This window comes from Mesorhizobium sp. M6A.T.Cr.TU.017.01.1.1 (assembly GCF_004023115.1).
GTDB classification, from domain to species: Bacteria; Pseudomonadota; Alphaproteobacteria; order Rhizobiales; family Rhizobiaceae; genus Mesorhizobium; species Mesorhizobium mediterraneum.
The window spans coordinates 1-12,259 of record NZ_RZTA01000153.1 but is presented as its reverse complement, the minus strand read 5'-3'; the positions used below and the strand labels follow the sequence as shown (position 1 = coordinate 12,259).

16 protein-coding genes and 1 pseudogene are annotated in these 12,259 nt (G+C 59.0%); 10 read left to right on the top strand and 7 right to left on the bottom strand.

Annotated elements, in window-relative coordinates; translation table 11 throughout:
• On the bottom strand, positions 1-809 hold an 809-nt coding region (locus EOB36_RS30610), incomplete at its 3' end, for a lyase family protein (protein WP_245467943.1).
• Positions 810-941: 132 nt separating this feature from the next.
• Here EOB36_RS30610 and EOB36_RS30605 point away from each other — a divergent pair.
• The gene (locus EOB36_RS30605; RefSeq protein ID WP_128286345.1) at positions 942-1,949 is read left to right on the top strand and encodes an NAD-dependent epimerase/dehydratase family protein; all 1,008 of its coding nucleotides are present in this window, start codon (positions 942-944) and stop codon (positions 1,947-1,949) included.
• Between the two features lie 163 nt (positions 1,950-2,112).
• Complete coding sequence (locus tag EOB36_RS30600; RefSeq protein ID WP_127205409.1) at positions 2,113-3,045, top strand: hypothetical protein; 933 nt, start codon at positions 2,113-2,115, stop codon at positions 3,043-3,045.
• An 83-nt stretch (positions 3,046-3,128) separates the two neighbouring features.
• Here the strand turns inward: EOB36_RS30600 and EOB36_RS30595 are convergent, their stop codons facing one another.
• Together EOB36_RS30595 and EOB36_RS30590 are read right to left on the bottom strand one after the other, a co-directional pair.
• Positions 3,129-4,097: a glycosyltransferase gene (locus EOB36_RS30595; RefSeq protein WP_164897662.1), complete on the bottom strand. Its 969-nt coding sequence runs from the start codon at positions 4,095-4,097 to the stop codon at positions 3,129-3,131.
• Between the two features lie 89 nt (positions 4,098-4,186).
• Complete coding sequence (locus EOB36_RS30590) at positions 4,187-5,329, bottom strand: FAD-dependent oxidoreductase (protein ID WP_128286343.1); 1,143 nt, start codon at positions 5,327-5,329, stop codon at positions 4,187-4,189.
• A 27-nt stretch (positions 5,330-5,356) separates the two neighbouring features.
• Between EOB36_RS30590 and EOB36_RS30585 the strand changes: the two genes are divergently transcribed.
• A complete protein-coding gene (locus EOB36_RS30585) occupies positions 5,357-6,319 on the top strand; it encodes a glycosyl transferase family 90 (protein WP_128286342.1) in 963 nt (320 codons plus the stop codon).
• Between the two features lie 63 nt (positions 6,320-6,382).
• Here the strand turns inward: EOB36_RS30585 and EOB36_RS30580 are convergent, their stop codons facing one another.
• A complete protein-coding gene (locus EOB36_RS30580; RefSeq protein ID WP_128286341.1) occupies positions 6,383-7,153 on the bottom strand; it encodes an NIPSNAP family protein in 771 nt (256 codons plus the stop codon).
• Between the two features lie 82 nt (positions 7,154-7,235).
• Here EOB36_RS30580 and EOB36_RS30575 point away from each other — a divergent pair, with 82 nt between their 5' ends.
• Positions 7,236-7,934, top strand: a complete 699-nt coding sequence (locus EOB36_RS30575; RefSeq protein ID WP_164897661.1) for a TetR/AcrR family transcriptional regulator — start codon at positions 7,236-7,238, stop codon at positions 7,932-7,934.
• A gap of 32 nt (positions 7,935-7,966) precedes the next feature.
• Here the strand turns inward: EOB36_RS30575 and EOB36_RS35525 are convergent, their stop codons facing one another.
• Together EOB36_RS35525 and EOB36_RS35520 are read right to left on the bottom strand one after the other, a co-directional pair.
• On the bottom strand, positions 7,967-8,206 hold the full coding sequence (locus EOB36_RS35525) for a hypothetical protein (RefSeq protein ID WP_245467942.1): 240 nt from the start codon (positions 8,204-8,206) through the stop codon (positions 7,967-7,969).
• The gene (locus tag EOB36_RS35520) at positions 8,196-8,555 is read right to left on the bottom strand and encodes a hypothetical protein (RefSeq protein WP_245467941.1); all 360 of its coding nucleotides are present in this window, start codon (positions 8,553-8,555) and stop codon (positions 8,196-8,198) included. Before EOB36_RS35520 ends, EOB36_RS35525 begins: the two co-directional genes overlap by 11 nt.
• Before the next feature lie 126 nt (positions 8,556-8,681).
• Here EOB36_RS35520 and EOB36_RS30565 point away from each other — a divergent pair, with 126 nt between their 5' ends.
• Positions 8,682-9,812: a metallophosphoesterase gene (locus EOB36_RS30565; RefSeq protein WP_128286340.1), complete on the top strand. Its 1,131-nt coding sequence runs from the start codon at positions 8,682-8,684 to the stop codon at positions 9,810-9,812.
• Positions 9,813-9,989: 177 nt separating this feature from the next.
• On the opposite strand, the gene EOB36_RS30560 is transcribed toward EOB36_RS30565, so the two are convergent.
• Complete coding sequence (locus EOB36_RS30560) at positions 9,990-10,169, bottom strand: CsbD family protein (RefSeq protein ID WP_126107058.1); 180 nt, start codon at positions 10,167-10,169, stop codon at positions 9,990-9,992.
• 550 nt (positions 10,170-10,719) lie between these two features.
• On the opposite strand from EOB36_RS30560, the gene EOB36_RS30555 reads away from it, so the two are divergent.
• From EOB36_RS30555 to EOB36_RS35515, 5 genes and pseudogenes are all read left to right on the top strand, one after another.
• Positions 10,720-10,929 (top strand): cold-shock protein, encoded by a 210-nt coding sequence (locus EOB36_RS30555; RefSeq protein ID WP_010915421.1) that lies wholly within the window; start codon positions 10,720-10,722, stop codon positions 10,927-10,929.
• A gap of 346 nt (positions 10,930-11,275) precedes the next feature.
• Positions 11,276-11,503 (top strand): hypothetical protein, encoded by a 228-nt coding sequence (locus tag EOB36_RS30550; RefSeq protein WP_095489283.1) that lies wholly within the window; start codon positions 11,276-11,278, stop codon positions 11,501-11,503.
• Positions 11,503-11,910: a hypothetical protein gene (locus EOB36_RS30545; protein WP_095489282.1), complete on the top strand. Its 408-nt coding sequence runs from the start codon at positions 11,503-11,505 to the stop codon at positions 11,908-11,910. Before EOB36_RS30550 ends, EOB36_RS30545 begins: the two co-directional genes overlap by 1 nt.
• Position 11,911: 1 nt before the next feature.
• A complete protein-coding gene (locus EOB36_RS30540; protein WP_095489281.1) occupies positions 11,912-12,076 on the top strand; it encodes a hypothetical protein in 165 nt (54 codons plus the stop codon).
• Between the two features lie 53 nt (positions 12,077-12,129).
• A pseudogene (locus EOB36_RS35515) lies at positions 12,130-12,259 on the top strand (YkgJ family cysteine cluster protein); the annotation flags it as partial.

Sequence of the window (12,259 nt, the reverse complement as noted above, 5' to 3'; positions counted from 1 at the left end):
AGGGTGAGGGGCGTCGAGTCCTGCGTATGCGTGCGGCCGCTCTTGATGATGTGGGCAAAAGCTTTGGTCTTGGCCTCCAGCGCGGCGTGCAAATGCCTGAGCGCCGGCAACAGGTCGTGCACGATGCGCTCGGCGCAGGCGATGTGCATGGCCGTCGGATAGGTATCGTTCGACGACTGGCTCATATTGACGTGGTCGTTGGGGTGCACCGGTTTCTTGGATCCCATGACACCGCCCAGCAGTTCGATCGCCCGATTGGAGATCACCTCGTTGGCGTTCATGTTGGATTGCGTGCCCGAGCCGGTCTGCCAGACGACCAGCGGGAAATGATCGTTGAGCTTGCCGTCGATGACTTCCTGAGAGGCTTCGATGATCGCTTTGCCGATAGCCGGATCGAGCCGCTTCAGCTCCATATTGGTTTCGGCCGCCGCCCGCTTGACGATGCCGAGCGCGCGAACGATCGACGCCGGCTGTTTTTCCCAGCCGATTTTGAAATTTCCCAGCGAACGCTGCGCCTGTGCGCCCCAGTAGCGGTCGGCGGCGACCTCGATGGGACCGAACGTGTCGGTTTCGGTTCTGGTCTCTGGCGCGCTCACTTGGTCTCTCCGGTCTGTCGAATTCGGCACCGGCGTATCGCGTTGCACAAATGGCTTCAAGCGGAGATTGCGGGCGGCAAGGATGCAAATCGGTTGAAGGAGAATCTTCTTTCTTCTCTCGCTATCGAGAAGGTGGATCGGCGCGTTGGCGCCGAGACGGTTGAGGTATGTGGAAGAAACTCCAACGCGGGCGATCCACTCGAACACCCTCATCCGAACTAGCGCGGCGCGGATAAAGTGCACTGGCAGGAAAAACTTATGGCTTTGGACTGAATGCGTGTATGGCGTCCTCCGAGAAAACAGTTCGGCTGTTTGTTGAATGGCCGAATGTCGAGGAGAAACTCCATGTCGCGGAGCGTGTTGGTGTCTGGAGGCTGCGGCTTCATCGGATCGCATTTGGTCGATCGCCTGTTGCTGCGCGCCGACCTGGGAAAGTTGGTTGTCGTCGACAATCTGTGGACCGGAGTGCAGCAGAACATTGAGCATATCAATGATCCGCGACTGAGCCTGGAAGTACAAGACGCCGAGAGCTTCGCATCGCACCAGCGCTTCGATGAAATCATGCACTTGGCGTCGCCTGCTTCTCCATCATGGTACATGCGCGAGCCGGTACGCACGATCAAGGCCAACATCGGGGGCGCGCTGAATCTTCTGACGCTACTCAAACCGGGTGGTCGCTTCTGCTTCACTTCGACGTCGGAAGTCTATGGCGACCCCTTGGTCTCTCCGCAGCCGGAGAGCTACAGGGGCTCGGTGGATTGCATAGGACCCCGATCGTCATACGACGAGAGCAAGCGCTGCACCGAAGCGCTGTTGTTTGAATCTCAGCGCATCAGCGGACTCGATATCCGTGTCGCGAGATTGTTCAACACATATGGACCGCGAACCCGTATCGACGATGGTCGCGCTATATCGAATTTTATCAGCCAAGCCCTGACCACCGGAATCCTGACGGTCTATGGCGACGGTCTTCAATCCCGCAGTTGGGGTTATGTCGAGGATATCGTCGACGGTTTGGAGCGTTTTTTCTGGCGCGACAACATATCGTACCGGGGCCCTTTGAATATCGGAAACGATTGCGAGGTGTCTGTGCTGGAGATCGCAAACTTCGTCTGTTCGCTTGTTCCAGGTTCCCGGGTCGAGCATCATCCGCCAGCTCCCCAGGATCCCACAAATCGATGCCCGGACCTGACACTGGCCAGGCGTGTTCTTCCAGGCTGGGGAGCGAAGGTCAGCTATCAAGAAGGCGTTAGGCTGACCCTTGAATGGTTTCGAGAACAGGTTTCTGAATGGCGCTCGGCCAACATGGAATCTTCGGCTGTGCCTGCGATGCGCCCTGTGAGCGGTGCGTGAAATCCTGCGCGACGATCAGGGAGACATTTATGCCGGCGATTCTCTTGGCACTGTGACCACCGCTGTGGTTTGAGCAAAGCGGCGATATCGATCATCTCGCCGGGAGTAGAAACGGCAAGGCAACAGCCGAGCCGATGCGCGGCTATGACAGGACATCCTATTCGTGAAATTGATTGTTGTGACACCGGCCGGTCGCGAGAAATATCTCCGCCTGCTCAGCCATTATGTACTGAAGAGCCCTGAAGTATACGAATGGCATTTGTGGGACAATTGCCGCAACGAGGTCGATCGTGCCTATCTCCAGCAGCTGGCTGCGACAGACACGCGTTGCAGGATAAAAACGCTTCCTGATGCTGATGGCAGCAACAACGCGATCGGCGACTTCTTTCGCTTCTGCGACGATCCGGACGCTTTCTATTTGCGCCTCGACGACGATGTGGTTTTTCTGGAAGATGGCTTCTTCCCTAGATTCATGGAGAGGGTAGCAAGCGAAAGGGGGTCGGCTCTGTGGTATGCGCCGTTGATCATCAACAACGCAATCTGCAACACGCTGATCAAGTATCTTTCCAGGGTCTTGGTCGACGGGCCACTTACGTGTCAGGCGGCATGCGAATTCTCGTGGGCCCACGCTAGTTTTCCGATGGCGCTTCACCCGGTCTTCATCGAAGCCGTCAAAGCCAACAGACTCGGCGATTTCCGCGTGCCGGACCGGGAGATCCGGCTGTCGCGCTTTTCGATCAACGCGATCGGCTTCTTTGGATCCGACATAGTGGAACTGGGTGATCTTTTTATTCCGCCAAAGAACGGTAGCGGCGGTGAGGAAGAATGGCTATCGGCTACACTGCCGGCAATGCTCGACCGCCCGGGCAAAGTGCTCGGCGATCTGGTCGTGGCGCATTTCAGCTTCTTTACCCAGGAACGGCGTCTGCTCCAAAGCAATATTCTTGACAGCTACTATGGGCTCGCCGGCCTCGTCCCCGCGCCTTACAAAACACCTGCGATCCCCTTGAAAGACCGGCTAAGGCCGTGGCGCAAGCTCAAAAGGAGTCGGGCGCCGAAATACACGATCTCGCTTCCCCCCAGCATTGCTGACTGACACGCTGCACAGGCAGCGCCTGATCTACCTCAGGCAAACTGACCGATACATACGCCTGGCCGGCCGACTGGCTGATTTTGGTCTTACCTTGCGATCCCGGCAACGCACTCGGGATATTGCGCGGCCATCATGCACCGGTCCGCGTGCTCGGCAAAAACCCCGCTTACCTGTTCGGCGTCAAACCGGGACCTTCGTTTGCGCTTCTCGTCATTGATGAGGAATCCAGTGATGGCATCGAGCTTTCGGGTGAAGCTTTTGAGGACGAACCGCGCCTGCCGGGGGAAGTGGCCGGCCCAAGGCGTATCCTTTGCAAGTTGGCGATAGATGGCCAAAACTTCTGGTTCGACGCCAATTGGGTGCTGCGACCAGGGTTTACCCCGCGTGAAGTGGCGCGCAAACGACTTGCCGAACGATATCTGACTGCTGAAATTCGTCATGACGTTCCAGTAAGGGTGCATAGTCTGCCATCTGCCTTCAAAGGCAACGTTGAGCGCACCTTGGTCCAGACCGTAGGTATGCTGCGAGGAGAGTTCCCGAGTTCTCTGCAACAGCCCCTCTCGCCGTACCAGCGGCATGTTGAACACCAGCACGCCCGCATTGAATTTCGGTGCGCCCGGCTTCATCGGCAGGTGCTTCCGGTACTTCGCGTCGAAATAGCTCTGCTCGTCGTGAGCGGCCAGCAACGGCGCGTGCAGTTGCGCGTGGGTGAGGTCGGCTATCGATCGATTGAAGAGCACGTCGCTGTCGGCATAGACGATGCGATCGTAGGGCTCGAGCTCAGGCAATTGATCTGCGAACAGCCTGATATAGGTCGCCAAGGTCAGATGGCCCGGATCAAAATTCGTCGCCTCCATGAACTTCGACACGTCAAGGATGCTGACCGCGGACCCTAGCAAGCGCTCACCGACCTCCAGGTCTTTTGCGCCGGCACCAGTCTGAAGAAGAAAGCCCTTGATTGGGCCGGATACGTCCAACACACGGCGCGCGGCCAAGCAAGCGTATGGGAAGTAGTTTTGATCGGCAGCGAAAAAGAAGCACGGATTTTGCGACATATCTTGACTCACCTCAGAGCGCATGCTCATCAAATACTTGTCTTGCTGTCGCAGGGCGGAAAGCTTTGACGCGTAGCTCTCTTGGTTTCTTATGGCTGAAAGAAGGCCGGCACCGGCAGATCGGTGGTAAGACAGCCGATTGTGACTGCCGCAGCATGCCTCGCCTGTCCAATGGCAACGTCCATATCGAGATATTTGAACGTCGCAAGGCGGCCTACGAAACTCACGTTGCGGAGTTGCGTGGCCTCATACCGGTAGCGATCCAGCAACGCCGATCCGGCTGCTAGATTGACCGGATAGAATGGAACGTCATTCTCGCCGCATTCGAAGCTGAACTCGCGGGAACACAGGCTTTTTTCATGTGTTTCCCACGGCGAGAACTTCTTGTGTTCGGAAATCCGAGTGTATGGGACCTCGGGATCGGGATAGTTTACGACTGCGCTTTTCTGAAAGTCTCCAGTGACGACGAAATCCTCGAATCGCAGCGACCGATAGGGCAGCCGCCCGAACTCGAAACTGAAAAACGCATCCAGTCCCCCTGTGTAGAAGATATGATCGAATTCGCGGTCGACGCCGTCGCGGTGGAACTTGGTATTATATTCGACGGTGATGAGCGGATGGTGAAGCATCTTTTCCACCAAGGCGGTATAGCCTTCCTGCGGAATTCCGATCCGAGAATGGTGGAAGTAATTGTTGTCCTTGGTAAAGCGCAATGGCAACCGCTTGAAAATATCGGCTGGCAACTGGTCGGGTGGACGCCCCCACTGCTTTTGCGTATAGCCCTTGAAAAACGCGTTATAAAGTGCCTCACCTATACTTGAGATTGCTTGCTCTTCGAAATTTCGAGGGTCATGGTCCAGTGGTACCGAAAGATTCCGAATATGCGCCTGCGCGTCCTCTTCGGTGAACTGCCTTCCGAAAAATTGGTTCAACGTGTTTAGATTGATTGGAAGCGAGAACAGCCGCCCGGCCACATTGGCCTTCACCTCCAACGCAAAAGGCCTGAATTCTGCAAATCGTGAAACGAACGACCAGACATCCATATCGTCGGAATGGAAAATATGCGGTCCGAACACATGCTTCATGATGCCGGTCCGCGCGTCTCGCTCGGTGTGGCAGTGCCCACCGGGATGCGGTTTTGCCTCGACAACCCGAACCGGATAGCCGGCGTCAGCCAGCGATCTGGCCAAAGTCGCGCCTGACACGCCGGCACCTACGATCAAAATTCGCACATAACCTCGCAGAAGAGCATCATTGAAATGGCAGGCCTCGACGCAGTGACCCCGAACCTACCCATTCCTGTTCGCATTGCCGAACAGGGGCGGGGTTTGGTGCATAGGCTTAATCGAGGTGAAATGTACTGCCGGTTCAGCAAGGGAAGGCTGCAGGCAAGTTTCCGCGCCGTCTGGCTTCAAAGGCACATACAAGTGCTGACCCTTATAGCCGAGGCGCTGGCATTGCTAGGCGTTCGTAGCATCCCATCTTTCTATGTCAACTTGGCCGATGTGCCGTTTGCAAAAAGACCCAGGTATTTCCGGACGCGGTTCGGCTTTTCTTCGGCAGACGGCTATGCCGAGATTGCCGCGCCTGATTTCATCTTCAATGGCTGGCCGGAGGCGAAATTCGACGACTACGATCAAAAAACGTCGGCGATGGCAGTCGCGTCGGAAGGGCAGCCGCGCAAGAACAGCGCGTTTTGGGCAGGGCGCTGCATGAACGATGCGCGCAAGGCAACGGTCCAGGCTGCGACGGTCCGGCCCGATCTCCTGGAGGCTTATGACACCGCGCCTGATTACGACTCCGCCTCCGTGCAATATTCCGGCACCTTCAAGACCATGGAGGAGCAGGTCGCCACATTCAGATACATGATTGATGTCGAAGGTGCCGGCTATAGCGGGCGCTTGAAATTGCTGCTGCACACCAAGCGCGTCGTGCTGATGCAGGACCGACCATGGCATGAGTGGTTCTTCGGGGATATCGAGCCGTTTCGTCACTACGTCCCGGTGGCACGGAACATGTCCGACCTGGTCGAGCGTATCGAATGGTTGCGTGCCAATCCGAAAATGGAGGCCGAAATAGCCGCGGAGGCGCAGCAATTCGCGCAAACCAACCTGACGCGCTCGGCCGCGGTGGCCACATGGGCCCGCTTGCTTGAAGGCCACGTGGCTGCCGGCGGCAATTTGAAGTCCAATCTTCGGAAACTGACGCGTTCGAAACGGTAGTCCAACGAAGGCAACGTATTATTTGCGTCGCGAAGGCCTCTTCGTGAGCCGCCTCACGACAGGTCACCGTCCGAGCTGCGATTGTGAGGTGGGCGAAAGACGCAGCGTTTCCGTCGGTCTGGCCTGGTCCGACTGCAATGCCTGCCAGGCCGGCGCGGCGGCAAGCGCTGCTTCATGACGGGCATGGGCGTCGGCGCTGTCGAAACCCGTGACGCTGATAAAAACGTTTTCGCCTGATCGAACCGGCAGGCGGGGAAAGCTGTTTTCGGCATGCTCGGTCACAAACGCAGCGAGTGGCCGCGCGCCAGGTGCCGCCAGCACGGACTCGGCATCAGTTTCGAAGCGGCTGGCGAAATCGACTTCGGCGCCGGGCCGCAGATGATGAATCTTAATGACGACAATATCCGACAAGCGGTTGTCTCTGCTTGGCTTTTCGTAAGCCGGCAAGGCTGTCCGTTGCGAGCCCGTCAGGTCGAAGCCCGCGCCCGGCCATGCCGGTTTCAGCAACAGCACGTCGTCGGAGTCAATCATCGTGGCGTTGGCGGCATCGCGCCAGGCGGCCCACACCGATCCCTCGTAAAACGCGGTCAGCGCTTTTTTGCGCGCTTCCATGCCGTCGAAGCCGCGCAGCCAGACGAACATGTTTGGTCGGTCGAGATCGCGGAACTGGCCGATGATGGTCATCCCTGCCGTTTCCTGACCCTCGATCAGGTGACCGTCGAAGATGCTGATCAGCGCCTCGCGCCGGCCAGGTTTCAGCGTGTATTGTCTGAACTCGACGATCGGCGAGGCGTTGAAGCTGGATTTCGACGGGGCATTCAGCGGCACGCTCATCGCGCAATCTCCAAAACAGGGTGTTCATCCTGTTCTAAAACAGACCGGTTGTCCTGTTTTGTCAATCTGCTATCGTGTGGAGATGTCAGCAGAGATTACCGCTCGCCCAAAGGTGCGGCCCGGGAAACGCACCAACGACCCGGAAGGCCTCCGCAAACGCGTGCTCGATGTCGCCGAAGCCTCCTTTCAGGCGCGCGGCTACCACGCTTCCAGCCTCGGTGACCTGATGGCAGCGGCGGGTGTCACTGGCGGCGCGCTGCATCATCATTTCCCGACCAAGAAGGCGCTTGCGCTGGCGGTGATCGAGGAGCGGGTGGCGGCAGCCGTAGAAGAAACATGGATCGCGCCGCTGCAGGCGGCTGGCTCGGCGCGCGAGGGCGTGCGCAGCGTGTTCGAGGCCGTGGCAACGGAACTGGAGCAGCAGGGTTTCGTGCGCGGCTGCCCGCTCAACAATCTGGCGCATGAACTGTCGCTCGCCGATCCGGATTTTCGCGCTGCTCTTGCCGCCATTTTTTCGGCATGGCGCGAGGCGATCGCTGACAAGATCAGGGCCGACCAGCAAGCGGGCAGGGAGCAGGACACCGATCCGCAGCGCTTCGCCGCGCTCGCGGCCGCCACCTATTCCGGCGCCATGTCGATGGCCAAGACGGCGCAGGATTCCGGTGTGCTGCGCGATTGCCTGAACGCGCTGGAGCAGGAAGCTTCCCCAGCTTCGTCCTCCAAGGGCGCAGCAGTTGCGAAGCGACGTCGCAGGGTGCTGCGGCAGCACAGGGTCGTTTGATGCCGGGCGTCAGCCCTCTGCCCTGCCGGAGCCTAATTCGGTAGCGGTTTGATGATCTCGTAGCCGACCACGCTTTCGGCGTTGGTGCCCTCGTCATAGCGCCTGGCCAGAACGGCCTGCAGGTCGGGCGCGTAGAGCGCGGTGAATTCATCCTGTGTCTTGCCGGCCTCGTTCTTGATCGTCTGCCTGACGGCGAGCACGTTGTATTTGCAGTCGCTCAGGCTGAACGTCTCTTTGCCCTTGACGTTGATCTCGAGCGTCTCAGTGCCCATTCGGTTGTTTGTTGGGTGCGAGGCGAACGAATACGGTCTTGCTTTTCGCCCCGGCCTTGAGCGGAAACAGCTTTCTGAGATCGGAAAGCGGGATCATGGCAAGCTGACCGGTCTCGCTGTCGCGAAACACCTCGATCAGGCCGCCGAACAGAAACTGCGTCTGCGGCGATTGGGATTGGTATTCGTTGGCAACCGACACCATTCCACCCGCCGCCGGTCGAAACTCGCTATGGATGCCGGGCCTTTCGAGAACGAAGCCGGCCTTGGCGGTTTTGGCGTCGATGCACTCGGCACCATGAGCGGCGCTCGCCAGGATGGTGAGTGTCGTGCCGATGGATATAGTCTTCATGGCGTCCTCCTCTGCCCGCGTAAGTTGAGTGCAGCACCGGAAGGAATGCCAGACCTGCGGCACCGTGTCGACATACTGTTCGAGGCAACTAGACGAAGAGGCGCCGGCTGTGCTGAATTTCGCGCCATGAATCGCATCTCGGCAGGATCAGTCTCCCGGCGCAGCTTCCTGGCGCAGGCGGTAGGGTTTGCTGCGGCCGGCGCCGTTGCGCGACCGGCGCTCGGTCAGACCGGGCAGCGCAATCCGCCCGTCGACGCCACCTTCCTGTTTATCGCTGATGTCCATGCCTGCCGCATGGCCAGCGGGCTGAGCCCCAATTGCCAGCAGGAAGGCAAGACCGACGCTGCCTTGCTGCGCAGTATCGCCGCCTTGAACGCCATCGACGACAAGGAATGGCCGGCCGAAATCAACGGCGTCGCCACCGGCTTGCGTTCGGCCGGCAGCCGCCTCGCCACGCCGCTCGGCCTCGTCGTCGGCGGCGACATGACCGACGATGGCGGCGGCCAGATCACCCAGCCCAGCGAGGGCACGCAGCTTCTCCAGTTCAGCCAGCGCTATCAGCAAGGCGTCGGCCCGGATCGCGTGCACATGCCGGTCTATGTCGGGCTTGGCAACCATGATCTCGACCAGAATGGCCCGCCACCTCATGTCGACTGGTATAGGCGCGAATTGCGCGACTATGTCGAGGTCAACCACCGCCCGGGCGTGTTCTTCAAGCCGCCGGTGCCGGCGACCGACTACGATGTCGATACCGACTGCTATTCCTGGGACTGGGGTGGCCTGCATCTCATCCAGACGCACCGTTTTGCCGGCGACACCGGCCATGGCGCGCTCTCCAGCCTGCCATGGCTGAAGCAGGATCTGGCGACCTATGCGGCGGATGGCCGCCCCGTCATCCTCTTCCAACACTATGGCTGGGATGTTTTTTCGATCGAACGATGGGATGCCGCCAAAGGAACCTTCGACGATGACGGTCCTGGCCCGCCGCATTGGTGGAGCGAAGCGGACCGGCAGGCGCTGCTGGCGGCGCTGAAGGGCTACAATGTCGTCGCTATCTTGCACGGTCACCAGCACGAGGTGCCGATGATCTACCGCCGCGACGGGGTCGATCTGTTCAAGCCGAAGGCCGCCTATATGGGCGGCTTCGCGCTGGCGCAGGTGACCAGCGACAGCATGGACGTGGTGCTTGGTGAAGCCATCGGCGATCATGGCGAGGTCGCCTTCACCAACGCTTTCTCGAAGAGCCTGAACTTCTAACGGCGGCAACTGAAGCAGACAGCAAACCGCCTAAAGCAATTCCAGGAAAAGTGCGTAGCGGTTTTCCGTCCGGAATTGCGTAAAAACAAACACTTAGAGCGGTTCGGCGCTTTTATCAAAAGCTGAACCGCTACTTAAGCCGCTTCCTCATCGCTGTTGAAAACGGCAGCGCAGCGATCAGAGCGCCTTTCTGACCCTGTCCTTCACGTCGCCATAGGCCTTCTGCAATTTGCCGGCGATTTTGTCGGCCGAGCCTTCAGCCTGGACGCGCCTGTTGCCGGTGGCCTTGCCGGCGGCTTTCTTCACGGAGCCTTTGAACTGCTTGGCTAGGCCCGCAACCTGATCCTTGTTCACCATGGCCGCATCTCCTGGGGTTTAATTTGCCTTTGTCCTGGGCAAACGGGCGGCTGGTTTTTCGGTTCCGAGGCCACGGGTCCGCGATGGCCAGAGCCGTCCGGCTCGCCGGCGCTAAGCGGCGATTGCCGCTCGCCATAAAAGAACGCCCCTCGCGCGTTTTATTGCACGGGAGGCGTCCTTTGTGTCAGCCTTTCCTGAGATTGCTCTCGTGAACTGCTGACGATACCCAAAATGCATGGATGCCAAAATGGTTCCCGGCATGGTGCGATTTTTTTCGACAGCTGACGCTCGACCGGTTTCGGCGCCAAATCCGCCATCGAATCCCTGCTTAATCCAACCTGGCGGCGATCGGTCCGCCGGGCGGCGAAAGCAAAAATTGACACGGCGTCAAAAGAAGTCTATAAGAAATTCGTCGATATTTGTTTGACTGACTTTTGTTATCCGCGTGCTCAGGCGCGCCTTTGACGAACTTCCCCCATCAAAATCGAGACAAACGTTGTTGTGCATTCGCATGACGGCGAACGAATATTTGCCACGGAAAGGGTTCGTTATGAGCACAGGCACAGTTAAATGGTTCAACGCCACCAAGGGTTTTGGTTTTATTCAGCCTGACGACGGCTCGGCCGACGTTTTTGTCCACATCTCGGCCGTAGAGCGCGCCGGAATGCGCGACATCGTTGAGGGCCAGAAGCTCGGCTATGAGATGGTCCGCGACAACAAGTCGGGCAAGATGTCCGCCGATCAGTTGAAGGCGGCCTAAAACGGAATTCAGCCTCGCTGGTGACCACGGATGTACTGGCACTGGTGAATGGCGAATTTCAGCGCATGACCCCGGAAACATCGTTTCCGAAGGATCATGCGCAGAATGAGAAAGTGCCAGCGCGTCCAAAAGGACGCGCGGCGCTCCAGCGGAAGGTCAGGCAATGCCTGGCCTTTTGCGTTTGGGGCGCTTCAAAAGTTCGAAAAGAGCACCGCGCGTTCGCTTGAACGTGTTAAGGGTGCTCCAGCAATTTGAATCCGACTGCCGTATTGCTTTGTGCGTGGTCCTGGTCGAAAGACCGGTCTCGCCATTTTTCGGCATTACGCTCCGAACCGGGAGAAAGACCTTGACCGCCACTTCAAAGAAATCCCGCGACCAGGCCGAATCCATCTTCAGCAAGACCCAGACCCAGTCCATGTCGCTCAACCGCATCATTTCCGAACAGGATGCTGTCAGCCAGGCCCGGGAAGCCAAGACCGCGCGGCTGCGCGAATTGCGCCTGGAAAAGGAAGCCGACGAGATGGCTGCGGCCGCCGCGCTCCCCGCCTCGCCGAAGCGCGTGGGCAAACGCTGATGGCCACCAAGCGCGTCCCGCAAAAGGCGATCGCCGCCGATTCGACCATCGCCGATGTCGTGGGAGAACTCGACAAGCCGGTCGAATATGTCCGCCGCGTGCTCGAAAAGCTCGAGCGCTGCAGGCGCGCCCATGGCGATGCCCAGGTCAGGCTCGGCGTGCGTGGCCGCTCCGAATGCCCGAACTATCTGATCGAGTATGTCCGCGAAAATGCCAAGACCCATGAGCGGGTCACCCATCAGGATGCCGCCTATAGCGGCAGCACGCATCGCGAGCTGGCGCCCCGGCACATCGAGGAGGCCAGGAACTGGTCGCCCGAGGAAATGAACATCACGGCGGTCTCGGCGCTGATCGGCCGCCTTCGCAACCCGAATGCGCCATCATCGCGTTTCTCTGACGAGGATTGATATGGCCATAAAATTTTCCGCCAAGGATCAGCCGGCAGCAACCGCTGCCGCCAAGCCGGCCAAGCCGGCCGCCGCGCCGAAAGCCGACGTCACCGCCGAGGCCGCGACCGATCTGTTCAAGTCGCCGGCGGATGTCGCGTCGCGCAAGACCAGGAAGAAGAAATAGCGTCCTTGCCGCGAAACGCCGATCTGAATCCGGTTGCGTCAGGGCTGCTTGCCTTGGCGAGCGCCGGAGACTTTTCGTCCCTGGAGGAGGGCGCCGCCTCTCTCTTCGATTGCCAGAGCTGCGGCGCCTGCTGTTCCTATTCATCCGAATGGCCGCGCTTCTCCACCGAAGATGACGCGCAGC